At 42.6% G+C, this 24,513-nt stretch carries 19 protein-coding genes; 7 read left to right on the top strand and 12 right to left on the bottom strand.

All coding sequences use genetic code 11. The features are described from left to right. Positions 1–306 precede the first annotated feature (306 nt). The 4 genes from DSL64_RS02705 to DSL64_RS02690 all read right to left on the bottom strand — a co-directional run bounded on the left by DSL64_RS02705 (position 307) and on the right by DSL64_RS02690 (position 6,371). A complete protein-coding gene (locus tag DSL64_RS02705; RefSeq protein WP_115829085.1) occupies positions 307–1,629 on the bottom strand; it encodes a UDP-glucose dehydrogenase family protein in 1,323 nt (440 codons plus the stop codon). Positions 1,630–2,202: 573 nt separating this feature from the next. Continuing rightward, positions 2,203–4,584: a GumC family protein gene (locus DSL64_RS02700; RefSeq protein WP_115829084.1), complete on the bottom strand. Its 2,382-nt coding sequence runs from the start codon at positions 4,582–4,584 to the stop codon at positions 2,203–2,205. 17 nt (positions 4,585–4,601) lie between these two features. Next, complete coding sequence (locus tag DSL64_RS02695) at positions 4,602–5,429, bottom strand: polysaccharide biosynthesis/export family protein (RefSeq protein ID WP_115829083.1); 828 nt, start codon at positions 5,427–5,429, stop codon at positions 4,602–4,604. 204 nt (positions 5,430–5,633) lie between these two features. Further along, positions 5,634–6,371, bottom strand: a complete 738-nt coding sequence (locus DSL64_RS02690) for a tyrosine-protein phosphatase (protein WP_115829150.1) — start codon at positions 6,369–6,371, stop codon at positions 5,634–5,636. Positions 6,372–6,936: 565 nt separating this feature from the next. Between DSL64_RS02690 and DSL64_RS02685 the strand changes: the two genes are divergently transcribed. Further along, positions 6,937–8,418, top strand: coding sequence for an outer membrane beta-barrel protein (locus tag DSL64_RS02685; protein WP_115829082.1), 1,482 nt, complete (start codon positions 6,937–6,939; stop codon positions 8,416–8,418). Positions 8,419–8,532: 114 nt separating this feature from the next. Here DSL64_RS02685 and DSL64_RS02680 read toward each other — a convergent pair whose 3' ends face one another. From DSL64_RS02680 to DSL64_RS02665, 4 genes are all read right to left on the bottom strand, one after another. Beyond that, positions 8,533–8,934 (bottom strand): hypothetical protein, encoded by a 402-nt coding sequence (locus tag DSL64_RS02680; RefSeq protein WP_115829081.1) that lies wholly within the window; start codon positions 8,932–8,934, stop codon positions 8,533–8,535. 257 nt (positions 8,935–9,191) lie between these two features. Beyond that, positions 9,192–10,958, bottom strand: coding sequence for a 7TM diverse intracellular signaling domain-containing protein (locus DSL64_RS02675; RefSeq protein ID WP_158547855.1), 1,767 nt, complete (start codon positions 10,956–10,958; stop codon positions 9,192–9,194). 248 nt (positions 10,959–11,206) lie between these two features. Next, complete coding sequence (locus DSL64_RS02670) at positions 11,207–11,701, bottom strand: hypothetical protein (protein ID WP_158547854.1); 495 nt, start codon at positions 11,699–11,701, stop codon at positions 11,207–11,209. A 112-nt stretch (positions 11,702–11,813) separates the two neighbouring features. After that, positions 11,814–14,894 carry an NACHT domain-containing protein gene (locus DSL64_RS02665; RefSeq protein ID WP_115829078.1) on the bottom strand — a complete coding sequence of 1,027 codons (3,081 nt, stop codon included), beginning with the start codon at positions 14,892–14,894 and terminating at the stop codon, positions 11,814–11,816. Between the two features lie 906 nt (positions 14,895–15,800). On the opposite strand from DSL64_RS02665, the gene DSL64_RS02660 reads away from it, so the two are divergent. The 4 genes from DSL64_RS02660 to DSL64_RS02645 all read left to right on the top strand — a co-directional run bounded on the left by DSL64_RS02660 (position 15,801) and on the right by DSL64_RS02645 (position 18,551). Then, positions 15,801–15,983 (top strand): hypothetical protein, encoded by a 183-nt coding sequence (locus tag DSL64_RS02660; RefSeq protein ID WP_115829077.1) that lies wholly within the window; start codon positions 15,801–15,803, stop codon positions 15,981–15,983. Between the two features lie 252 nt (positions 15,984–16,235). Continuing rightward, positions 16,236–17,144: a LysR substrate-binding domain-containing protein gene (locus tag DSL64_RS02655; protein ID WP_115829076.1), complete on the top strand. Its 909-nt coding sequence runs from the start codon at positions 16,236–16,238 to the stop codon at positions 17,142–17,144. An 81-nt stretch (positions 17,145–17,225) separates the two neighbouring features. Next, on the top strand, positions 17,226–18,230 hold the full coding sequence (locus DSL64_RS02650) for an NAD(P)/FAD-dependent oxidoreductase (RefSeq protein ID WP_115829075.1): 1,005 nt from the start codon (positions 17,226–17,228) through the stop codon (positions 18,228–18,230). Then, positions 18,231–18,551 (top strand): 2Fe-2S iron-sulfur cluster-binding family protein, encoded by a 321-nt coding sequence (locus tag DSL64_RS02645; protein WP_115829074.1) that lies wholly within the window; start codon positions 18,231–18,233, stop codon positions 18,549–18,551. A gap of 170 nt (positions 18,552–18,721) precedes the next feature. Here DSL64_RS02645 and mph read toward each other — a convergent pair whose 3' ends face one another. Beyond that, positions 18,722–19,603, bottom strand: a complete 882-nt coding sequence (gene mph, locus DSL64_RS02640; protein ID WP_115829073.1) for an Mph(E)/Mph(G) family macrolide 2'-phosphotransferase — start codon at positions 19,601–19,603, stop codon at positions 18,722–18,724. Positions 19,604–20,006: 403 nt separating this feature from the next. Between mph and DSL64_RS02635 the strand changes: the two genes are divergently transcribed. Continuing rightward, positions 20,007–20,426, top strand: coding sequence for a hypothetical protein (locus tag DSL64_RS02635; RefSeq protein ID WP_158547853.1), 420 nt, complete (start codon positions 20,007–20,009; stop codon positions 20,424–20,426). Between the two features lie 105 nt (positions 20,427–20,531). On the opposite strand, the gene DSL64_RS02630 is transcribed toward DSL64_RS02635, so the two are convergent. The 3 genes from DSL64_RS02630 to DSL64_RS02620 all read right to left on the bottom strand — a co-directional run bounded on the left by DSL64_RS02630 (position 20,532) and on the right by DSL64_RS02620 (position 22,671). Beyond that, the gene (locus DSL64_RS02630; RefSeq protein WP_115829071.1) at positions 20,532–20,822 is read right to left on the bottom strand and encodes a hypothetical protein; all 291 of its coding nucleotides are present in this window, start codon (positions 20,820–20,822) and stop codon (positions 20,532–20,534) included. Positions 20,823–20,950: 128 nt separating this feature from the next. Beyond that, the gene (locus DSL64_RS02625) at positions 20,951–21,772 is read right to left on the bottom strand and encodes a helix-turn-helix domain-containing protein (RefSeq protein WP_115829070.1); all 822 of its coding nucleotides are present in this window, start codon (positions 21,770–21,772) and stop codon (positions 20,951–20,953) included. 11 nt (positions 21,773–21,783) lie between these two features. Continuing rightward, complete coding sequence (locus DSL64_RS02620) at positions 21,784–22,671, bottom strand: SDR family NAD(P)-dependent oxidoreductase (protein ID WP_115829069.1); 888 nt, start codon at positions 22,669–22,671, stop codon at positions 21,784–21,786. A 495-nt stretch (positions 22,672–23,166) separates the two neighbouring features. On the opposite strand from DSL64_RS02620, the gene DSL64_RS02610 reads away from it, so the two are divergent. Continuing rightward, positions 23,167–23,979: a hypothetical protein gene (locus tag DSL64_RS02610; protein WP_115829067.1), complete on the top strand. Its 813-nt coding sequence runs from the start codon at positions 23,167–23,169 to the stop codon at positions 23,977–23,979. The last annotated feature ends 534 nt before the right edge of the window (positions 23,980–24,513 follow it).

Raw genomic sequence — 24,513 nt, 5'->3', positions numbered from 1 at the left:
ACTGCCGTCACCCTGAGCCGCGGTCCGCCGATGCGGTCGAAGGGTGACGGCTAAAACATTTCGACAAGCTCAATGTGACATACTTTCTGCCTGACATTTGTCTTTAAATTTTTACCGCAAAGACGCAATGGGTTTCGCAAAGCACACAAAGACGAATTTGCTTTGTCACCCTGAGCCTGTCGAAGGGCGTTAATGGGCAACCATATTGGACTGACTTCGACTCCGCTCATTCTGACATCCATTAACCCTTAACTCCGAGTTATTTGCGTAAAAACTTCGCGACTTTGGGTGAAACCTTAGAACCTTTTACGCCAGTACAACTGGATTCACAGCCTCACGTCCAATACTGTAATAAGTAAATCCCTGGTCCTTCATCGTATCCAATTCATACAGGTTACGGCCGTCGAAGATTACTTTTTCTTTCAGCAGCTTACCCATTTTTTCAAAGTCAGGTGTACGAAATTGAGGCCATTCTGTAAAGATCATCAGGGCATCAGCATCATCCAAAGCTGCGTAGGCAGTGTGACAATACGTGATACCAGGGATAAGTTTCTTTACATTGTCCATCGCTTCAGGATCATATACAGTGATGTTTGCACCAGCATCCAGCAAAGCTTTGATGTTTTCCAAAGCCGGTGCTTCGCGGATGTCGTCTGTGTACGGTTTGAAAGCCAGTCCCCATACGGCAATCGTTTTGCCTTTCAGGTCTCCTGAGAAGTAGTCGTTCACGATCGGCAGGAGTTTCTTTTTCTGATCGTCATTTACTGCCATCACCGAACGAAGGGTACGGAAATCGTATCCATAGTCTGCCGAAGTTTTGGCCAAGGCCTGGACGTCCTTCGGGAAACAGCTTCCACCGTATCCAATACCGGCAAAAAGGAAACGTTTACCAATACGACTGTCTGTTCCAATACCACGACGTATATCATCTACGTTAGCACCTACTTTTTCGCACAGGTTTGCGATCTCGTTCATGAAAGTAATTTTCAGTGCGAGGAACGAGTTGGCAGCGTATTTGGTCATTTCTGCCGAACGCTCATCCATAAAGATCACCGGATTGCCCTGGCGAACCAGTGGCGCGTAGAGTTTCTCCATCACCTTTTTAGCCCGATCGGAATTGGTACCGACTACCACGCGGTCAGGCTTCATAAAGTCTTCTACTGCCACACCTTCACGAAGGAATTCAGGGTTAGACACAACATCGAAATCAACAGTAGCATTTGCTGCAATCGCAGTGTGTACTTTTTCAGCAGTGCCGACAGGTACAGTACTTTTATCGATGATCACAGCATAGCTTTTCAGGATAGGACCCAGGTCATTGGCTACGCCCAGTATATATTTCAAATCAGCCGATCCGTCTTCACCCGGAGGGGTAGGGAGTGCAAGGAAGATTACCTCTGCATCCTGGATACCTTCTTCCAGATTTGTGGTGAACTTAAGACGGTCTTCAGCAATGTTACGGTCAAAAAGAACATCCAGACCTGGCTCATAAATAGGTATTTCGCCATTTTGCATACGAGCAACCTTGTTGGCGTCAATGTCCACACAAGTTACCTGGTTGCCGGTTTCGGCAAAACATGTTCCGGTTACTAGGCCCACATAGCCGGTTCCAACTACAGCAATTTTCATAGGTTAAATATTTTGTGGTGTTTGTTTTCTTGGATTACACAGAGAACCACTGAGATCGGGAGAGTTCCACAGAGAAAGAAAACGCGCAGGTTCTCCTGAATAACTCTGTGAATCTCCGTGTAGAAGAATCGGCTGCGACGATGTAAGCCGCCAACTCTGAGGAGAAAGGCATTTTGAATTTATAGTCATAACGTTGAGTAAAGGGTATATCGTGTGGTTAAATAAAAATAATTCAAGCTCGCGTAATACTATCTCGCTGATTATCTGTTATAAAACCTACTCGAAACTAATACTATTTTTATAATACTCCAAGCCATTTTTGTGGAATATGAGAAATGTCATATTAATACTTTTATTAGCTTAACTGTGAAGTATTTCTATATTATGGCACTGTTAAGTTATAGTGTTATGTGTCAAATGGTTTTAAACGCAGAGTAATAATAAGTCGTCGCTGAGTTACGCGGAGAGGATCAGATTATTACTGTAATTCTCTGTGAAACTCTGCGTATTAACTCTTCTCTCTCTGCGTTTAAACTCCATTAACAATTAACCCTTAACAACTAATCATCACGATTATCCTTTCCCCACCAACTTCTTCAACTTCCCTCCAAACTCCATTCCCTTCGGCTTCTTATCATCTGTATAGTAGCCATATCCATAACCACCATATCCATAACCATATCCATAACCGGCACCGTAATTTACACCGTTGAAAATCACAGAAAGATTTGCAAAACGTTTGGTACGTTTCAGCTCACCGATTCTTGTCAGGTGATCCAGAACGGTATAGTTAAATCTTACTACATACAATGTGGCATCCACCTGCTCTGCGATTAGTGCTGCATCTGTGACCAGACCATAAGGTGGAGAGTCAATCAGGATATAGTCATAACGTTCTTTCAATTCAGCAATCAGTTTAGGCAGACGGCCGTTGCTGATCAGCTCGGATGGGTTAGGAGGGATAGGTCCACTCACCATTACATCAAATTTCGGGTGAACACCAGTGCTGTGGATCAGAGTATCCAGAGTGCCTTGCCCCACCAGATAGTTAGAAACTCCTTTTGCATTAGATAATTGAAGGCGTTCATGCAGAGAAGGTTTACGTAAATCAAGACCTAAAAGGATCACACGTTTGTCAGAGAAGGCTAAACTGGCAGCCAGATTGATACTGATAAAACTTTTTCCTTCTCCACCGATGCTTGAAGTAAACATGATGGTACGGCAGTTTCCATCTCCAAGGTATTGCAGGTTGGTACGTAGCGCCCGAAACTGTTCAGCTACTGCTGAGCGGCTTGTCATTTTAATGATGGATTCTGAAGCAGGTTCGCCTTTGACAGTTTTCATTAAACCAATCTCACCTAATACAGACGACCCCGAACGTTTTTCAATTTCATCACGTGTCTGAACTGTATTGTTCAGCATGAAAATTAGGTTTATCAGTAGTATAGGTAGTATTACTCCAGCAGCTAAGGAGCCTAACCAGATGGTCGAACGTTTTGGTTTGATTGGGTTGTAGCTAGTAATCGGCGCATCAATCAAACGGCTGTCCGTAACAGTAGAGGCATAAGCCAATGCCGTCTCTTCTCTTTTCTGCAAGAGATAAAGATACAGTTCCTCCTTGATCGATTGCTGACGTTTGATGCCAACGTACTCCCTCTCTTTCTTTGGAATGCTACGTAGTCCAGCGGAAAAGCGCGTATTGATGCCTTCCAGGTTCTTTTTAGTCACAGCCATCCCGCGCTTCAGATTCTGTACGTTTTCACGAATTGCCTGGCGGGTACCTTCCAGTTGCGTATTGATAGTTTCCAGCAACGGGTTTTTAGCCGTAGTTGTTCGCGCATAACGCTCGCGCTGCAAGTCCAGCTCGTTGTATTTTGTTAGAAGCGATACCAAAACCGGATCGTCAATCATATAAGTTGCGGGAGCTGTTGCGCCTGCATCTGCATTTTGGACGAAATTATCTACGCTTTCGAGTATACTGATTTTTGTACTGACTTCATTCAATTTCGCATCATTCTCCTTGATATTTTGCAGAAATAATTCAGATTCGGCACTGATGTCTGTCAAGCCTTGATTGGTTTTGTATGCCTCAACATCTTTTTCAACATCACCGAGCTCCCCAGTTATTAGACCTAGTCTATTTTCTATAAATTTGAGTGTGTTACTGGCTTCACCATTTTTGTCGTTTAATGAAGATTGAACATATACATCAAGCAGCTTATTAAGGACGTCTTTTGATCGTCTTATATTAACATCTTCATATACAAGCTCAAGAACTGTACTTTTTACGTTTGGCTGCTGTACAGTTAATTTTCTAAGCATATTCTGAGCCAATTTCTTTGAATCAGTAAAATCAATTTCTATATCATTGAAATGAGAGTCTGTACCTTTCTGTACCACGAAAGCACCCCATTGATTGTTAAAGCGTTGACCAAAAGAGAATACTTTTTCTTCGGTGTTAAAACGGAAATGAGTACTATCCACCATTCGAATCAGCATCGGTTCAGCCATGCCATAATCAGTTATAACCTCTGGCTTGACGATAATTGGAGTAGCTCCATACAGATTAATAGTGCGCAAGCCGTCTTTTGTACTGTAGGATACGTCAAGGCTTAGTTCACGGATAACTTGCTCCATCAAATTTTGAGACTTAATAATTTCAATCTCATTTTCTACAAGTTTATTCCCTCCAAACTGAGAGCCTAATTCAGAAAGTATATCGCCCTGGGAGCCACTCAAACCTTTTTGCTCATCCTTAATTAAAATAGTGGCCTTAGTGCTATAAACGGGTTGTGTGATCTTGAGATAAAAGAAAGCTGCCGTAATTGTAATTGCCAGGAATATTGGAAATAGATACCAATATCGAAAGTAACGCCTAATGTATGCGTTAAGGTCAAATTGCTGTTCGTCTTCCTCGAAGAACTCCTGTTGCATATCGTTGGATTGGTTTTTCATCGTGTGTTGAGTGAATTTTAGCGAGTGAGGTTTAAAATCAAAATTCCCAAAGTGCTGATACCACCTACAATTGCTACGATAATGGGAACTGTCCGGACACGGCTATCGGTGTCAAGCATTTTGGATTTCACCGGCTCCACATAAATAACATCGTTTTTGTGGAGGTAATAATAAGGGGAATCGAATATCTCTCTCGAAGTAAGATCGATGCGTGCATACTCTCTTTTTCCATTTTCTTCACGGATGATCATCACATTGCTTCTATTTCCGTAGATAGTTAAATCACCTGCCATACTTAAAACCTCAGGTAGTGTTATTTTTTCGTCAGGAATCACATAGATGGCAGGAAGCTTCACCTCACCCAGCACCGATATCTTAAAATTGAGATTTCTTACCACCACCGTTGGTTCTTTAAGGTAACTGGCCAACAGCTTACGAATTGTTTCGGCTGCCTGATTGGTTGGCAATCCCCCAATCTTTACTTTACCAATCAGAGGCAATTCTATGGAACCTTCTACGTCAACCAAATAACCTAATGGCTGTAAACGTGCTCCGGCAGCTGTCGCTGAATAGTTTGCACTTGCTGTTGTGAACATATTAGGTGTGTTAAAGACCTCGTTGGCCTCCGCGCTTAAACTTCCGACGACCACTGACAGCAGGTCGTTAGGTTGAATAACAGGAACATATTGCTGCTTTATTTCCTGTGTATGATATTTTGTAGAATCTCCTTGGAAATATACAATTGATTTTGGAGACACACAGGAAGTTGTAAGCCCCAAAGCGAAAAGTACGGCGATACAAGCCAGGGAAGTGAATTTGAACAACAATTTTGAAAAATGGCGCATGTAAGAATGTCTGTTGTTGAGGATGGAATAGTTAATTTCTATGATTTAAAAGAATAGTATCTTTTGCAATTTCCGCGCTCAAATGAGCACATAAGCTGTTTTCTCCCTGCATGGCTTCTAGTTTTTATGTACTATATGAGCACAATTGTAGATTTAATTTTTTAATAATAACTACAAATGTAGAATATATTCTAATATAGTGAATTATTCTTCTAAAAGTTTTTGGTTTTGAAAACTGTACTTGTCCAGCCAGCCGTCTTTATTGGTCTTATTGATTAAATCCAAATGTTGAAGACGGTGGGCGTCTGTACCTATGTAGGTGATCAGACCCTGTTTGAGCAGGTATACCGCCATCTTATGTACATTGTCGCCGTAATAGCTACTTAGCGATAGCAGATTTACCTGTAGTTCACAGCCCTGGTCACACAGTTTTTTGTACACAGAAGGATCTGAGTAAAAGTAGGTATAACGTTCAGGATGAGCGAGCACAGGCCGATAGCCCTTTTCAATGATATAGAATAACGTTTCTGAAGTGTTCATCAGCTGCGTGGAGTAGGGAAGTTCCACGAGCACCCGGTTTCCGGGAAGTGTGAGGATTTTTTCGCCGTTGGTAAGCATGCCTACAAAGTGCTCATCAATAAAGTACTCTGCGGCAGCGTCTACCTCAATTGTGAGACCAGCGTTTTTGGCAGCGAGGCGGATGTCTGCCAAGCCATGTAGAATAGTGTCAGGGGTATTTTTATACATGTCCCACATTACATGTGGGGTAGTGATCGCCTTTCTGAAACCGAGCTCTTGCATCTTAGCAAGCATCTCCACCGACTGTTCTATGGTTTCAACGCCGTCGTCAATGCCAGGGATCAGATGCGAATGCAGATCAAGACCAATATGGTCAAGATGCACTTCTTTACTCTTATTTTTATTAAAAAGCCAATTCAGCATAAATCGTTTCGGTGTATCGTTCGTGGCTGAGGGTGAAACCAGCGAATTCGGAACCGGAATTTTGAGTTGAGTAATGATGGACAAATTTAAGTTAAAAAAAATGACACATCACAGAATTATCTGTGGAAATTATTTAGTGGGGGTGTGAAATGCATAATAGTACTATTCTTTTGTATGATTCAAATAGTTGAGACGTTAATGTCGAATTCCTTTGTATGACTTTGCAGAGAATATATTGTGTAGTCAATAGTAGTAGACCTATGGTGACAACATTTAAGGTAGAAAACCAGCCATTTTAGGCAGAAATATTGTTCATTTCGTTGGGGAAAAGTGTGGAACCGGAACGCGCTGACAATAGGTTAGAAACTACCTTTTTTGACTTTTTTTAAGATTCGCTATATACGTATTTTGTGGTGCAGCTTGCACTTATTCGAGATAGGATTGATGTAGCTTTTAACCCTCAAACCACTCATTTACCTCGTGCTCAGGGTAGATTTTTTTGTCACTAAATAGTGACCATGGCATAAAAGTTTAGTAAAAAGAGGCAAACAAACTAAACAATGCTATGAAAATTAAATTTCTAACGGTAGCGGTAGTTCTTCTTTTGAGTAGAGGGGCAGGGATTGCACAGGTGGTGTCACAGGATTCGGTAAAGGTACTTCAGCAGCAAAAGCAGCAACTTGAAGACGGACAGGAGGTTAATAAGAGAAAGTTAGAGCTGGCTAAATTGGAAAACGATTATGAGGCCAAAACAAAAGACGCGAAGGAAGCAGCTGAGAAGGCGCGTGTATCTGCCCGGGAAAATCAACAGGCCGCGGCCAGGCTCAGTGCGAACGCACAGGATAAGAAATTAGCCAATGCAGCTAAGTCCGCAGCCAGAAAGGCGGAACGGGACGCAAAGAATGCGCGTAAGGCAGCTGATAACCAGGAGAAGCTTTATGCTGATATCAATTCATTGCAACAGAAGATTGCTGAGCAGGAATCCAAACTTTCCGGCCAGGTGGCAACTGTCGCAAATGCTTCTGCACCGTCGGTAGCAGCACCTGTTGCACCAGCCCAAGCGGTTATGCCAGGAATAGAGCAGCCTGCACCAGTGGCTGAACGTCAGCAGCCGCAAGCACCTGCACAGCAGATCAATAATCCTGTTCAGGTAGGCAATGCGGCTGTGAGCCGTGAGTCTGTGAAAACGATTACGGAGCAGGTTGTGGAATCTACCTATAAGAATTATCCACAGCAGGCAGGACAGCCCAATATCATTATCAACAATATCATCATTCCTTCTGATTATGAGAAAAGACCAGCGGTAGCACAAGCACCGGTTCAGGCTGCTGCTGTGATTCAGCCTTTGGCAATGAGCGAAGGAGAAAGAAGCGACTATGAGGAATTTCTTGCCTGGAAGAAGCAAAGAAATACGCGGATGTATCAGGATACTTTTGAGCCAAGGTCTGACGCAGGTCGTCCTGAGCCTCGTCAGGGTGGGTTCAAGGAGCGCTTCTCAGAGAGACAGCCGCGCAAATCAGGTATGTGGGTAATCCCAATGGTAGGGGTACATGCATCAGATTTTAAAGCGGATTTCTCCAATAACGAAGCAGACGGAAGAACGGGTTGGAATGCGGGTCTTGATTTCCGGATGCATACAAGAAGATTCTTTGTGCAGCCAGGGGTTCATTACTTTAACTCATCACTGCGCTTTACAGACTCAGACAGCCTATCAACAGCGCCGCTTCTTGACGGACCGCGGATTCACTCTTTGAAAGTACCCTTGCTATTGGGTCTGTATCTGACCAAAGCTAACAGCGGTTTCTTTAAATTCAATATCAAAGGTGGGGCGACCGGTAATTATGTGATCGCAGTAGATAAGGACAATCAGTCGCGTTTTGACAAAGATAATATTGAAGAGTTCTCTTACGGACTTGCTGGCGGGATTGGCATTGAGTTCGGAATCCTGACGATTGATTTGTCGCATGAGTGGGGTATGAGCCGTTTCATCAAAGACAGCAACAGCAAGAACAACGTTCTTAGGGCCACGGTAGGTTTCAAGCTGTAAATCAGATAGCAGATAGCTTTTTAGTCGGTTAGGGTGTTATGATACTAGCACCCTAACCGATTTTTTATTTGTGGGGGGGCAGATTTGAAGCGGGTGGTTATTTCTTTTTCACTTCTATCTGATTCTCATGGCTTGCGGGCCGTATATACCTGTATCTTGCTGCACAGGATCGCCAGCATCAGAATCTTTCCCATTTAGCTCGTTAAGTCTGGCGCGAAGCTGCTGGTTTTCCTTCTCCAATTCTTTGGTGCGTTTTTCAAGTACCAGCCGGTCCATGCTCTCGGTTGGATCAGTAGCTGTCGTGCTTTTTAAATCCTGCTCTTGGGGTTTGACTGCAAATACTAAATAAACCCGCTGCACGAGCGGGCATAATCCGCTGATGTTATGACCTGCCGAATTTAGCCCAACCAGGCCTTTGGAAAATGAACTTTCATTTCCATCATCCGAATCACGATGTGTTCCGGCGTGGTATCTGACGATCAGTAAAGCTGCAAGAAGTAGCAATCTTTTTAGCATTTGAAGCTGGCGGCGTTATTCAAATAAAACAAGTCAAGTTCCTGAAAGTTTAGTTGGCCCGGGTCTACCGGGCACTAATACTTTTGACGAATTAATAGAGGAGGGGCCGTTTTTTATACCGGCTACAAATCAGCTTAAAATAATCTCTCTAGCCAAAAAAAGGGCGTAGACAAAGCGTAGACAAAGCTTGTAAGGTCTTGTAATACAGTTATATAAATTTGATCAGAATCTGCAATTGTTCTGGTAGAGCTGCTTCTTTACTCCTGAGTTGTTTCTGGCAGCGCCATTTTTTTAAACAGTCTGGTTTTAGCCCTTCGAACGCTGGCAGGATCAATGTTAAGAAGAGCAGCAATTTCCTTGTGAGAGAGCTTCATGTGGAAGTAGGCGTAGAGCCTGGTTTCTCTTGTAGTCAGTGCCGGGTACCTGGATTTGAGTTCTGTGAAAAAGTGGGGGTGAACCTGCTCGAAATGGATCTTGAATTTGTCCCAGTCAGAATCCAGCTGCGTGCTGTTATCGATCAGCGTGCTCATAGCGCGCATTCCCTGAGATGTGCTCGGGTTCGGGCGGCTTAATAGCTGCAGCTGAGATTTCAAATGGCTGAGCAGTTCGTTCTTTTGTACCATATGTAAAGCAGATGCTGCCAGCTCCCGCTGGTTGGTTTGAAGCGTCTGTTGCAAAAGATCATTTTTTACCTTTTCAGTATTGATATCTGCAATGGCCTTGTCGATTTCCAGCTGGTTAAGTTGCACTTGAAAACCTGCTTCTTTCAGATCGAATTCCAGTTGTTGATTGCTAATCCTGGCTGTTACCAGGGCGCTTTGTATACCCCGTGTGCGGTCGACGAGCGCGATGGAAAATGCAAATGCCTGCGTGATAATAGCCAGCTCAGGAAACCACAGGTTTTCTTCATTGGGAAGTGCAACGACAAGATGAGAAATCGGAATGGCCAGTATAAACATAAACGGTAGCCCGTTAGCCAGTATGAAGGTTGTGGCAAAAGGAATCTTTTTAGCATAAGCAGCGCTGGCCGCCCACATAATCAGAATAATCAACAGACAGCAGGCCAGATTATCAAAGGCAAGCGTGTAGTATTCAATGCTGATGCCTGCAAGATTGATCAAAATAGCTACCAGAGTGAACACGCCGTAGGCACGCGCGCAGCTCCGAAGAAGATGATCAGTTTTAGGTAGATAAGTTTTGGTATTTAAAAATTCCCGCGTGAAGGCAGTGATTGCACATAGGACCAGCAGTATCGACAGATGCATGAGAATCCTGGGGACATCGTAAAAGGTGATCATGTCGTGAACACCTACATTGAAGATATACACTGGTAAAAGCTCGTTGAAGATCCATCTGTAAGAAGTAATGTAGATCATTCCCCCCAATTGAGCCAAAAGATAATACAAGACAGCTTTATCGCGGAAGCTCCAATAGATATAAATGTTGTTGAAAATAAAAACCAATAATACAATCACGCAGCATACCCAAGCAAGCCTCACAGTCTGCTCATGAGCAGCCGCCAGATCAGCCCGCTGAAATGAAACATCCAGCTTTATTTGTTTATCTCCGCCGCCAAGCTTACTGAAATCAAGCTTCACAAAAAAAACCGAGGTGCTCTGCGCTGGAAAGCTAAGCGGGTGCCGGCCTAATAGTCTGGACCCGTCATTATTGGCCGCGTCTGTCTGGCTGGTAAGCCACTGTCTCTGATCAGGATCGAAGTAGTAGAGCGTATTGTTGAACTGAGGTATTATTCTCACAACGAAATCCTCTGATAACCGGTTAGGATTATCAACGCTGATTTTAAGCCAGTAATTTTGGCCACTGCTCACCTGACCAGGAGCAGCCCGGAATACCACATCCGGATTCTCTGTCAGATTAGTAATACTATAACCCCTATCGTTAGTTATGCTCACTACTGCCGAAAGAGGTTTACCCTTACCTTCATAGGGCAGCTGCAGCACAGGTTGGCAGAAGACTGTTTCTGTCAGAGAAAAAAAGAAAACGATCAGAGTTATCCTATACAAAACAAGAGGGGGTTTCGGTAGCGGATGCGAATGTACAACAATTCGAAACCCCGGAATATACCTGAGTTAGAGTAGTCTACAACCTGGCTGTTTTGAAGTTTAAGATTGACTTTCGAATTACACTAAAGCAGACCTATCAACTGATCAGAGGGCATGTAAAAGGAACCCTAATGTAGGTTTTCTATAAAACTATAGAAAACCTAATAGTATTACAACACAGTACCGGACCGGTAAATACCTTCCTTATTCTATTTCACGCTGCAGTCGGGTTGGCTTGGGACCCATTCTTTGTTATAAATCTTCCATGCTTCGGATGCTTCTCCTGCTTGTTTCCAGGGCTTAACATCCCTAAAGTAATGGGGTAACAGAGCAAAAAAACGAATTTTCATAGTTCCGCTTTTATCCTCTCCGGAGCAAGTACTCGCTTTATCCGGTGTACCGGCACCAGAACCGGAGCTGATTAGCTTTCCATTACTGTCATAACAGCACTGCTGGCCTGATTTTCCTGCCGAGGTTTTTGTGTATGGGTAGGAGCGGAAACATTCTGTTGCTCCATGATGATATGTGTCCAGGTCTCCTTTGTCTTTTGCCCATCCATCATTAAGTATTATTTTGTTAAAATCCGGATTGGTACATGGGCAGGGTGGCAGTTGTTGATGCCATGTGCGTTTATCGGTTGTATCATCTGTTTCTGTCAAAAAAATAGTGGTAACGATCAGTGCGAGTAGCGCAATTGATTTCATGATTGTTTTTTTATTCAGCATCGTATCATAGTAAACTGCAAATTAATCCTTTGTTGTCAAATTGCAGAATCGACCGGTGCCATGTTTATATTTAGTTGATTTGGTGATATCGCTATTTCAGCTCTTTGAGCTTAGATTCCATTTGAATCAGAAAATGGCCGGAGTTATTTTGCCATTCATTATCATTGATACAAAATTCAAATGATTCGCCTTTTTTTAACTGGAGCATGGCCTTGCCCGGTCCCATACCTAGGATTTCGAATTTTGGAGCGATCAGATATTCCCATTTATTTGGATTTACACTTCTCTTCAAAAGTAATGCCCCATGCCGAAAATTGCCGAAGAGGTTGTAAACTGTATCCATTGGAAAACCAAGAAATCCTGCAGATGTTCCCGAGGGTGCAATGCTGCCGACGAAAGTGCCAAGTTTTACCGAGCCGTCAACAATGAATGAAACCGAACAGTCTTTTTTTGCTTTGAAGACATTTGCAGCTATTTTTTGAATGTGTTCATCATTATGGCGATAGACAATTTCGTTTTCCTGATTCCAGAACTTATTGCACCCAAACCTATCAATAAATGGCATGATGAATAACATAGAAAGTCCCAGCCATCTGCTATAAAGCACATTACGGCGATAGTGCGGCCGAAAACTATGGATCATCGCTTCATTATTTGCATTTGGGGTTGGTGCGAGTGGTAGGGCAAGCAGATATTCTTTCAAGGAGAGATGATGGATCTTAATCCGGGCACCGGTCTGGCGCACAAAATCTATTTTGTGCATGGTCTGCACCCAGGAAGCATATCTTAGAGGCACTCTTCCTGATAAATACAGGTAAAACCGTAGTGTCCAGTGATGAATAAGCTCAAACCCCCCAAACCAGAGCGATGCGATAATGGCAAGGCCGAGACTGAATCTGAGCGCTCTGGTTACAGACTCAGCAAGCCCACTCACCGTATACAGACAGAGCGAATAGAGTATACCAATCGTTGCGAAAGTAAGAACTCCATATATCAGTGCATTTTCCAGCGATTTGAGCATGCCTGAATTAAGACCGGTGCGGGAGTCTTTTTCGATCGTTGTAACATCCTGACGGCCTCGTATCACTCCGATAATCATGAATGCAACGATAAATGCAACACCATAGCCCAGAATGAAAACCATCAAAGTTTCACTATACTTGAAAGGCATTACATGCTGGGTGAACATTTGACTCATTTTTTGCAGAAACGGTCTGAGCCATAAAGTAAATGTATTCCTGTTGTCGTGTTGAAGTTGAATGATCACACCGATAGTACCTATCAGAAAACCCACCGCAGCTCCGCCTGCCAAGCCGTGTCGGACGGCCTGCCCCCAACTGAACTTGCGTTGCTCTACTGGTTGAATGTCCAGTTCCGCTGTTTGTTTGATTTTTCTGAATCCAAACGTTAGTCCGGCGATCAGTCCGAATACAATTCCTGAGAATGATTCTGTAACAGAGAAGAGCCCGTACATATCTGCATGTTGTCTGGGAACTGTCAGTCCCTGGTAAAGTCCGCATAACAAGGCTGCACATGAGACAAAAAGGACAATAGTAACCCAGGGGGATATCTTTATTTGGAGTGTCTTTAAGGTAAGAAATGAAACCAGCACCCCGGCAAGCACACCATTTCCCAGGAAGTCGAGCGGGCTAGCGATTAAAAAGCCCACTGCAATGGCAAGTAGCACTGCACTGAGTACCCGGGAGGTATAATAGTAAGCCCATACTTGACTGTTACTTTTTGCGGTTTGAGGGTCATGAGGAAGTAACCACCGGGGCTGAATATCTTCAATGTAGAATGTCTTGTTGTCTATTTGCCTGGACAACCATGCCGCGTATGTTCGTGCGAGTTTTTGCTGATCTGATGAGATATGAAGGCTTTTTTCTTTGACGACTGTACCAGGTATTTGCTGCTTTTCAGTAAGCCGCTCTGCAAAAATCAATGGATCATATTTTTCCCACAAGAGTAGCAAACAACCTTCTACAGGAAGCTGTTTTATTCTAGAAATATCATTTTCGTTAAGTGTGGCAAACGTTTTTACAAACAGGTTCAGGATCAGAGGGACTTTTAAATAATTGTATAGTTCGGATTTTGAATCCAATACACTTCGAATTGCCGTCTGATGTTCAGGATTATCAATGTAAATCTTACCAATAATATTGTCAATGTCATGTCTGTCAAGTGATTCTACCTCATAAATTTGAGGCGAAACAGGAAGGTCCGATTGGAGCCTGACAAATTCTTCTTTACGGCTCGAAATGATGACTGTTTTATTTTTTTCACTGTAAGCTTTTATAGCCTTCATAAATTCGATTCTATCCAGTTGAGGGATTTCATCCAGCCCATCCAGACATATTGCCAGGTGCCCACCTTCGATAAGCCAGTTCCTGACCTGCTTACTTGCTATTTTGTAGTGTTTTTTCAGACTGTCTGATAGCCAGATTTCCAAAGCATTGGATTCGACATTCGCTTGTATTCGATAGTCTCCTGCGTCAAAAAGTATAGGTATTTTAACCCCCTTAATAAATTCAGCTGAGGGACTTGCAGGTATTTTAAGAAGAGATTCATGTAGCCTTTTTACAAAACTGTAGCTTTTCCCACAACCGGCATCACCTAAAATGACAGCAAAAAACACATCAATGGTCGGATCATTCAGAATAATCTGATCGACAGAATTGCCAGTCTTACCATTAATGTAGTTCTGACCGTTTGTTTTTTCCTCAGTTGCAATCTGAGAATTTATCTGTATGCTTGACACATCGGGATGGTGAAGAAATTTTAAGGTAACCAAATCCAGGCCTGAAAGCCCTTTGCAGGATTTAGCATATTCATCAAGGTAACCCGCATAGATGCCCTTTAATACATGTATCAAGTTTCGTTTAGCGTCCAGAATAGCTGATTCTTCTGCAATTTCAGGATTCCAATCTTTCCATAAAGAAAATTGACCCAACCATTTTTTAACAGGTTTTAATTGCGGGATAATTCCCATCAGAACTACAAAGATCGGAATGAAATCCATGAGCATTTCATAGCTTTCATAAAGGCTCAAAATGGAATTGTTGTCCGCATTCAGATCAAGTACTTTTTCAAGATAGTGCTTCAGGCACATGAAAGAAAACCAGGCAGCAACTATTGTTAAAAGAAAAAACCGATATAAAGTTTTCAGACTCATAGTCTTTGTAGGGAAAGATAGAAGGGGATATGAACAATAAAGGCAACAGACCTACGTCGCAGTGAATAGGGCATAGGCTGCCTGCGGACGACCTGCGTCCGGATTCGAGAAATTCATTGTAGAAGAATCAGCCTAACCGAAGGATACCGGAAAAAAAGTAGCTGTGATCTTGCATGTTGAGGTACAGTTTTTCATCAGAGGAGTTATTTAGTTGAGTGGTATACGTCAGACAAGGTAATAAAGATTTAACAAACGTTCAATCAGTGCTTTAAAATAATTTTTGGTCAAATATATCTCCGGATCACAGCAGTAATTTTTAATGAAATCGTTCTTTCATAGAATACGTCATCAAAATAGCTCAGGGAGCCGGAAAGACAGTGCGTATTTATCTTGCATAGCGTCTCAAATAACTATCGCATACTATACACTAAGTCGTTCAGATATCTAAGGGATAATATTGGCTTTATTGACTTGAGAATACTGAGATGATTAAGTAGCCGCGGCCATGGAGAGGCTTTTGTTTTAAGAAAGGCGAAGTTTTGCTACGTATGTAACTAGGGTTACGCTCTAAGCCCGAATTTACCGTAATAATACCTTCAAAAATGCAGCCTTTTTTATGCCTTGATTTTTACAAATTCTTCAGATATACCAGGTTTCATCTCAACATCCCGGAAATTGATGCCATAATTTTGGCTTCTGTTTAGTACGGTTTGTGTTTTCGTGGATGGATCTGAAGCGGAATTGATTGTAATCCGGTCCAAATAAAAAGCAAGCATTGCTGTGGTAAGCTTCCTGAATGATTGATTTTGTTGTAACCAGATAAATTAAAGGACTGTTTTTATTATTGATGTGCCAATACGTACTTTTGGAAGTGATAATAGCTACAAGTACTAAATCTAAAATCTCTTGAAAGATAAAATAGGCTTCAATATTGTATTCGCCCTGATCGCATTTCCTATCGGATTGGCTTTAAGTCGTGAATTTGACTTCCAAACTTACACTTTCAGAAAACCGGCATTGGGCTGGTTGTATTTGATTGTATTCATTGTCTCAATAGTGCTTACCTTCAAAAAACAAAGCAAGAAATAATGACGTTACTGCCGGAAGGTTCTGTTGTAAATGTGTTGATCTGCGAAAGTCCTTGGTGCGTGTACATGCTCTTACTATCAGCTAAAATGCGAGAGCTCGCCGGAGTGATATAATTGTATTGAGCAGGATTTTGACCGATCAAAGCAGTTGGCTGAAATGGATTTGATTATACCAGCGTCAGTGATTACACTGGTGCAGATCCGGTAAACGTAGCTTTCACAGGTGATGGGGATATCTAAGCGCTTTTTCTGAATGAACATATCTAAAACAGTAGACTTCCGGTTAATGGTGGTTTACACAGTAGCTCAAAAGTTAAGTTTTACAAAGGCCTCCCAGGAGCTGAATATCTCTCAGCCTGCTGTTACCAAGCATGTAAGAGAGATGGAGTATCAGCTCCAATGCAGATTGTTTGTCCGGAAGGGTAATGCAATCGCCAGGACCTCACAGGGGGATATCTTTTTAAGTTATGCTGAGAAGATCATCCGCCTCTCAAAGCAGATGGAGTCCGAAATAGGACTGGTCAGTCACAGTGGTCTTGGAAACATTTCTATCGGGGCAAGTACCACTGTAGCCCAGACGATCATTCCAAGGCTGCTTGCCCTATTCAAAAAGAGGTATCCGAAGATCGAGCTCACCTTCGTGCAGGCAAATACGGATGTTGTCAGCAGCTACATTCTCGACCAGTCTATTGATATAGCAATTGTTGAAGGCGTTGGCCATATTCAGCAAATCAACTATTCCCCTTATGTAAAAGATGAGATGGTGCTGGTTACCAGGGCCGGTGGTAAATATGCCAAACTGGCTGAAGTCAGCAAAAAGCAGCTTTGCCAGATTCCGCTTGTTCTCAGAGAGGCCGGCTCAGGATCGCTGGATGTGATCAGAAAGGCGCTTTCAGAAATAGGACTGACCTTGAAGGATTTGAATGTTGAAATCCAGCTCGAAAGCAGTATCGCTATCAAACAGTATCTTCTTTATTCTGAAACAGCAGCGTTCCTGTCGATTCAGTCTGTTGTAAATGAGCTCAAATACAACGAGCTGACGGTCCTTGATATAAAGGATCTTGAAATTTACCGTGATTTTCAGTTCGCTCACCTGCATGGTCAGGTATCGGCTATGGGTGAGCTTTTTATGCGGTTTTGCCGCAACCAGTATAACCTGTAGTTATTCCGGATAACGATTTGTGATTGGCTAAAACAGCAAGACTTCCAGAGTTTTGTGACAGAATTAAAAGCCAATTTACAAATGATAGATACAGACATATGCATTATTGGGGCAGGCCCAGTTGGACTATTCGCAGTTTTTGAAGCGGGTTTGCTTAAAATGCGTTGCCATCTGGTGGATGCCCTGCCGCAGGTAGGCGGACAGCTTTCGGAAATATATCCGCAAAAGCCGATCTACGATATACCCGGTTATCCTTCTATTCTTGCCCAGGAGCTAATTGAGAATCTAATGGAGCAGATCAGTCCTTTCCGGCCAGGTTTTACGCTGGCAGAACGTGTCGATAGTATTGAAAAAGATCAGGCTGGCAAGTTTACTGTTCTGACCAGCGAGAAGACGCTGATAACGGCGAAGGTGATAGTCATTGCTGGCGGGCTCGGCTGCTTTGAGCCGCGGAAACCCGCTATATCCGGATTGGAAGATTTTGAGGGTAGGGGAATTTCTTATTTCATTAAGGATCCGGAGCTTTTCCGTAATAAAAAGATAGTGTTGTCCGGAGGTGGGGATTCTGCCTTAGACTGGACTATTTTTCTGGCTGAGGTTGCATCCGAATTGACGCTGGTACACCGTGGCGAGAGCTTTCGTGGCGCGCCTGATTCTGCAGAGAAAGTCGGTCAGCTTGCATCGGAAGGAAAAATCAGACTGCTTCTTGAATCGCAGATCACATCCGTTTCGGGAAATGGGCACTTGCAGTCTGTGACTGTGGCGGGCAAAACACGGCAGGATTTTGCATTTGAGGCCGATCACCTTATACCTCTGTTCGGTCTGACACCCAAATTGGGACCGATAGCCAGTTGGGGGCTCGCCCTAGATAAATCCGCAATCGAAGTTCGGCTAAGCGATTATAGTACCAGTGTAGAGGGTATCTATGCGATCGGGGATATTAACACATACCCCGGAAAACTGAAATTGATTCTAAGCGGTTTTCACGAAGCGGCCCTGATGGCTCAAAGTGCATTTAAGTATGTATACCCACAGCAAAAACTGAGTTTCAAGTACACTACCGTCAACGGTATAAACGCGTTTTAAATGATACACGTAACTGTAATTGACCGTCAGCAGAATCAGAAAACGATCCAGATTCAGGAAACAGAGGATAGTAATCTGATGCAGATACTCAAAGAGCATAATTATGAAATGCGTGCTACATGTGGCGGAATGGCCCTTTGTGCAGATTGCCACTGTTTGGTCCTGCAGGGTTTTGATCAGCTGCAAGCCCCTCTTGATCAGGAATTGGATACGCTCGAGACAAGACCCGACGCTGAAAGCATCAGCCGTCTGGCTTGTCAGTTGAAAGCATCGGAATCCCTTGATGGGATAAGAATAAAGCTGACAGCTTATGCGTGTTAGAGACAAGAGCGATCAGGAAGGATTCTGTCAGTGAGTTGCTGTGCAGTTCATGTAGGGCAAAAGAGCAAAATCCTCTGCCACAGCAAAGGCATACACTAAGAAAGCAATAATGGCCCCCCAGACGTCGAGTCGTTATATTTCTTAGCGTATGTCTTTTCATTTAAATGCAATTAAACACCTAACTGCACTTTTGCTGCAGCGATATGGTTTTGATCATTGGTCTGAACAGCAAAAAAACCGTAGGCCAGAGCCGAAGCTGCTGCACGCTCGATAGATTGTTCATACAATTTATCGAACACCCTGCCGCCCTGCTTTTCATATTCATTAATCAGCTCTCTGAGACTCTTTTCACCAAAGACATTCACGTGACCGGAAAAATCCAGAGCTAAGTCGCTGACGTGTGCAGTAGACCAGTCAATGATACCGCTCACTTCGCCATCAGCAGTTGCCATCGTGTGTCCTGCGTACAGATCCCCATGGATGAAGCATGTAAAATCCGGCCAGAGCGTGTCATTGTCTAACCAGGTTTGGTAGCGCATCTGAAGACTCTGGCTTATTCCCAGCTCTGATTTGACCAGCGCGAGCCGTTCAGATATCTCCGCTCGCAGATCCTGTGGTTTGAGAACTTTCAAATCCTTTGCTATAACCTCAGTTAGTGGAATATTGTGCAGCTCGACAAGCGCCTTGGCAAGGCTGGGGACATATTTGGGACTGTGCTGGTCGAAATGCCAGGTTACCTCATACGTCTTCTCATCGAAGGACAGCGCCGGTGGATCTTTTAACAGAGGGTAAGCAACAAGCTTAGAGCTGGCTATTTTCCAGTCCGGCACTTGTACGGACAAGTATTTTTTTACAAGATCTAAAATGCGGCTTTCCGACTCAATCTGACTATCCAGATCATTTCGCCTCGGAACCCTGAGTACCCACTGGCGCTGGTTGAGATCTTTGGCAAAACCAATTTTAAAGTCGATGCCCATTTCATTAAAAGCCATTTCTTCGCTCAGCAGCAGGCCGTGCTGCTGGGCCAATGCCTGAATTTGTTGAATTGTCATTATACAATGCTTAATGTCTTGCGTAAAGTTAATCCGTACCTTACGGATCAAAACCCTAAAATTTTCAGTAAAAAGATAAGGCCAGAAGGCTGATTAAGGCTTTCGTGAGCCATACGCTGTGAGCATGCTTTGCATAGACACTTTCTGATTTTGGTCTGTCACCAGCTTACGAGCCTTTTGGAACACACGCAAAAAGGGAGTGACGAGTGCTAAATGACCGTTACACTTTCAGCAGCTTTTTCGCCACACAATCACCTCAGGTTTAACGGAAGGGAAGTTTTTTAAGAATGCGAATTTCCGAGCAGCCGCATTTGTCCGAATCTAATTTTCGATACAATCAAGTAGTCTTAAAATGGAATGTTCTTATAGACCAAACGTATAGATTTATAAAATGAAGATTGCCGTGCATCGAAACGCAGTAACAAAACACTATCTGAAGCCTTCGGTAATTATATTAATTGCCATGTTGTTTATAGTATTGTTTGGATGTAAACCCACAAAGCAAGAAGTGATTCAGCCAGATTTTAGGCCAGAGGATTTGATCGGCAACTGGACAACAATACCCAATGGACAGCCCTATCTGCGATGGACTTTGGATAAAAATGTATTGTCAGAAACCTGGGCAAAATCAACTGCCTGTGAACCGGTAGTTTCTTACTTTTCCTATCCGTACACAGTGGTAGCTGATACTCTTTTGATAGACTATGGCATCCCCAAACACATTCAGGATAACTTTTATATTATCAAATCACTGACACCAACGCGAATGGTGCTATACAGGACTTATTTTAAGGAAGAGGCGATATTTGAAAAATGTATGTGAGGTACTTGCTATGTTGTCCTGCACAATTTTTCTGCCGCTGGAAATCTTTAAAGCAAAGTGCCCTACCAGCAAGCTGACAACGGCGGCAGGCAGGGCTATTCTTACTTATGGATCAACCTGCCATTTATAAGATGCGATAAAGATACCAGCGTAAACGCATGCAGGATACACACTGTAAGAGCGTAAGGCGACATCTTTCTGATCAATACAGAAGGTACATTTTGCCGCTTTTACGAAGGCAGTCAGAAAAGCCATGATCATAATATAGCGCCTGTTACCCGCGTGCAGAACACATGTAGCAATGCAGACGTATTCCAGCCGCTTGTAAAGTATGGCAACAGATAGTACAAAAACAGCTTTGAGAGAAAACAACACCGGAAAACCATTCACATTCATCTCAAGTGAAACTATGATTTTTATAATTCGAATAATTCATTCAGACCGACCGAAAGCTTTTTTTGACACCGAAAGCCTTCTCGTAGACAGCATCTAAGATGTTAAAATCGTTGTTGAGAATCTCTTCATTACGTATGTTGGATACGGGAAGCCTTTGGGGAATATCCAAACTGCTTTTTGAAAGCGTATGAGAAATGGGACAGGCTCTCAAAACCAAGCTCCAAATAGATAGAAGACGGTTTTTTGTTATGCTTGACTATTTGGAAGTGTGCTTCTGCAAGCCGTTTGTTTTGTAGCCACTGGCGGGGCGGAATACCGAACTTTTTATCGAAATCTCGCTTGAAACCTGCCAGACTTCTTCCTGTAAGTCTAGCAAAGTTTTCAATTGGTACATTGAATTTGAAGTTGGCCTGCATAAATTTTTCCAGATCAATTTTATGAGGTTCGGAGAAATCAAAAAGGAAGTCCCGAAGATCCGGTTTCAGCTGTAGCAAAAGTTCAATAGCCTCTTTTACCTTTAATATGCTCAGCGGATGGCTTATACTTTTCGCATTCTGGGTGTAGGGGATAAGCGAGTTGAAGAAACCCTTTATATAATTACTTTCGGGCAGCAGGATATTCGACTCACCGCGATATTTCTCTTTTGTTTCCATCTGGTTTTCCAGCGCATATTCCCGCAAAATATCCTCCTTCATTACAAACATCAGGGCTTTGTAAAATTCATTATTTTTAGGAGTCTTGGTAGTTTTCACGAATTGGTGTTTTTTTACCAGATACACTTCACCCGGGCGCGCTGTAATCCTGTCGCCGGATGTCTCAAAGGTCATTTCGCCCGAAAGCTGCAGTAATAAAACACTTTCTTCAAGCAGGTTGTCATATTCTGTTTGTTTAGCTGTATCCAACGAATAGACGATGGAATCTGTAAATAAATTTTCTGTCTGCTTTCTCATACTGGTCTTTTCTAAACTGGCAGCCCTACCATTCCGGCACTTTCATTCCATAACAAATCTCTTGCGTAATCATCCTGTGCCAGCACGGACGGACTGGGAAAGGTAAGCTTACCTCTGACCAATGAGGCATAAATCTTACCTTTGGGAGGTATGACTTTACCTAATGCTAGATCTGCTAAAGCTTCTCCTGAACGCTTTGCGGTTCCCATGTAAAAGGCTGGTTTGATAAAACTAATCATATGAAATAACGGACGAATCGCAGATACTACAAACCGTATAAACCCCGACTGTTTGCCCATCAGAGATGTATCACCGGTTAAGCCCGGATTGAATGCAATAAAAGCTATATTTTCTATCTCGCCAAACTTTGATTCCATAGCGCTGATCGTAAGTAAGTTACAAAGCTTAGTCGCTGCATAAAAAGCCATTCCCTTCGGACTGCGGTGGGTCGGAAATGCCAACTCTTGAATATTTAACTCTTTTGGTCCGAAGGGAATAACAGCCGGATCGTGCGCGTCACTGGTCGTCATGATAACCTTGCCACCTTCTTTAATACTTGGTAAAAGCAGCCTTGCCAACAAATAATGAGAAAGGTGATTCGTCGCAAAAGTCAACTCAAAACCCTCTTCACTACGTAGTTGATTAGTAGTTGCCTGCACTCCTGCATTTAACACAAGAACATCGATTTTTTCATTAGCTAGCCGTCGTTTTACATTATCTGCAAAAGAATGGACACTCTTCAGGGAAGACAGATCGAGCGGTAAAACTACCGTTGAGTCGGGTACCAGGCGGGCATTACCACGCGCACCGACATAAATTTTCCTATTTTTTTCATTGGCAAAATGATTTAATGCTTCTGCGCCTATGCCTGCCGTTGCGCCGGTCATTACAATATTCATGATTTGTGATGTTTTTGTTCTGGTGCAAAGGTCAGGGGAATTGCGTGAGCAAAATTGCCTGTATAGCTCAATTTACTATCTTGTACAGCTCACAATAAGGTTAGATGCTATCTTCTCAACCAATTGCAGAGCTATGGCTAACTGAATAGAGGTAATTCTATTTTCTGGGAATTGCCAGAGCCCATATGGGTAAAAGCATTGCTGGCTTAACCGATGCTGTCTCAATCATCGTCTATATGCTATTTCTTGTTGATTCAGCCTATGGATATGCGCTGTGGAGTCTATTCGCTCGCAGGCCTGTTGCAAAGCGATTTAAAGCTGAACCCGTTATCAGGCGGCCGCTCATCGCAGACTCAAAAAGTGTCTGATTTTGACAGCTGCCGTCGTTATTTACGACAGCAGAGCTTTGCCTTATCATAAAATGTCTGTTTCATTGCATCAAATGTATAACTTCATACATTATACTGAAATTGAATATCTCACCTAGTTATGTCAATGTTTTCTAACAGTCTTACAAAGCCCTTGTTAACCAACCTCCTATCCGGGGCAATCATAATATTATTATGCTGTTGCCACTCAAAAACAGTAGCCCCGGATCCTATCGACTGCACACCATATAATGCTCCATCAGATGCATGGAGGTATCCTGTGTTGCCGGGAACCAAGGAATGGATAGAACTTCCAGATACTGAGACTAGATTTAACGCATGTCAGATTCCTTCTGAAAGGCTGGAAGCTATGTCAAATGAAGCTTTATTAGACTCATGGTTGAATTTTCCATTTAATTACGATATCTACTTGACTAATAACTTGTTAAAGCATATGAATAATGTAGTTACTACGTTTTCCGGATTAGCTGAGTTATCTACCAGAAAGGACAGGTTATCTACAGTATTGCGGGAGTATACTAGTCGAAATCCATTATGCATCCAACAACTGTCGGATTCAATAAAAAAAGGTGAGTACTCCCTAGATTTTGGTCTGTTTGAGGCATTGTTGGCGACAGATGGTTTTCTTAGTCAGTCCGCTCTTGAGGACAAAAAAGAACTCGTACGAGAATCAATTAGAAAGTATGATCGCAAATGTGAAGCTGGAAAAGAGAATTATACTGACAAGAGTCTTTCCTTACTCGTTTGTATGAAGGTGATGTATCAAGCTAATTATAAGCCATTTATTAACGAGTTGAAAGATCCAAAGCAAACTTTGCTCATCGGTTTCTTCCAAACAGGTATTTTATATTCAAGTTCGGAACCTGACCAACCGATTGTACAAACAATTTTGCGGCATTCGAAGAAATTTTCTGCTTAAAAGATTCTCAAAAAAGCCTCCTCTACAAAGACCGCTTAGCCTATATAGCCGCTGTCTGCAACAGATTGTGAAAAGCACAATTTCTTAGTATAAAACCAAGAACTTTCCCAAAACCATTCTCAGCCCCTTGGTCTGTGTTTTGTTGTTTAACATAAAATCTATTTATCACAACAAGGCAGCCAAATCTGGGTTTTGTGCTATAATTATGATCAAGCAACATTGCTATGTAATATAACTTTTTTCAGGTTTATTTTTAGACTGTCTACGAAAGACAGGTATACATATTGATAAGCGCCAATTATTGTTAAAATATAATTTTTTCTATATAATATAACTTTAAAAATGCTTCTGGTTGGATTTTACCCTGTTTTTGACAAGATAGTTGCCATTCGCTTCGCTGTGCAACGGGTAATTTTGCCTTCGTTTATGCCAGTATGTAAATAGGTATATTAGAAGTGCTCTGTCAATAACCGATCATTTTACCAAATGATAATTAACATATAAGGAGATCTTCAGATTTGCATCGAAATTTAT

The organism is Dyadobacter luteus, from assembly GCF_003383615.1.
Classification (GTDB): Bacteria; Bacteroidota; Bacteroidia; order Cytophagales; family Spirosomataceae; genus Dyadobacter; species Dyadobacter luteus.
This window is presented reverse-complemented; position numbering and strand designations above follow the sequence as displayed.

Coding starts and splice junctions, on each gene's coding strand:
- DSL64_RS02705 (WP_115829085.1), bottom strand. CDS start 1,629: ATGAAAATTGCTGTAGTTGGAACCGGCTATGTGGGCCTAGTAACCGGA.
- DSL64_RS02700 (WP_115829084.1), bottom strand. CDS start 4,584: ATGAAAAACCAATCCAACGATATGCAACAGGAGTTCTTCGAGGAAGAC.
- DSL64_RS02695 (WP_115829083.1), bottom strand. CDS start 5,429: ATGCGCCATTTTTCAAAATTGTTGTTCAAATTCACTTCCCTGGCTTGT.
- DSL64_RS02690 (WP_115829150.1), bottom strand. CDS start 6,371: ATGCTGAATTGGCTTTTTAATAAAAATAAGAGTAAAGAAGTGCATCTT.
- DSL64_RS02685 (WP_115829082.1), top strand. CDS start 6,937: ATGAAAATTAAATTTCTAACGGTAGCGGTAGTTCTTCTTTTGAGTAGA.
- DSL64_RS02680 (WP_115829081.1), bottom strand. CDS start 8,934: ATGCTAAAAAGATTGCTACTTCTTGCAGCTTTACTGATCGTCAGATAC.
- DSL64_RS02670 (WP_158547854.1), bottom strand. CDS start 11,701: ATGAAATCAATTGCGCTACTCGCACTGATCGTTACCACTATTTTTTTG.
- DSL64_RS02665 (WP_115829078.1), bottom strand. CDS start 14,894: ATGAGTCTGAAAACTTTATATCGGTTTTTTCTTTTAACAATAGTTGCT.
- DSL64_RS02655 (WP_115829076.1), top strand. CDS start 16,236: ATGAACATATCTAAAACAGTAGACTTCCGGTTAATGGTGGTTTACACA.
- DSL64_RS02650 (WP_115829075.1), top strand. CDS start 17,226: ATGATAGATACAGACATATGCATTATTGGGGCAGGCCCAGTTGGACTA.
- DSL64_RS02645 (WP_115829074.1), top strand. CDS start 18,231: ATGATACACGTAACTGTAATTGACCGTCAGCAGAATCAGAAAACGATC.
- mph (WP_115829073.1), bottom strand. CDS start 19,603: ATGACAATTCAACAAATTCAGGCATTGGCCCAGCAGCACGGCCTGCTG.
- DSL64_RS02630 (WP_115829071.1), bottom strand. CDS start 20,822: ATGAATGTGAATGGTTTTCCGGTGTTGTTTTCTCTCAAAGCTGTTTTT.
- DSL64_RS02625 (WP_115829070.1), bottom strand. CDS start 21,772: ATGAGAAAGCAGACAGAAAATTTATTTACAGATTCCATCGTCTATTCG.
- DSL64_RS02620 (WP_115829069.1), bottom strand. CDS start 22,671: ATGAATATTGTAATGACCGGCGCAACGGCAGGCATAGGCGCAGAAGCA.
- DSL64_RS02610 (WP_115829067.1), top strand. CDS start 23,167: ATGTTTTCTAACAGTCTTACAAAGCCCTTGTTAACCAACCTCCTATCC.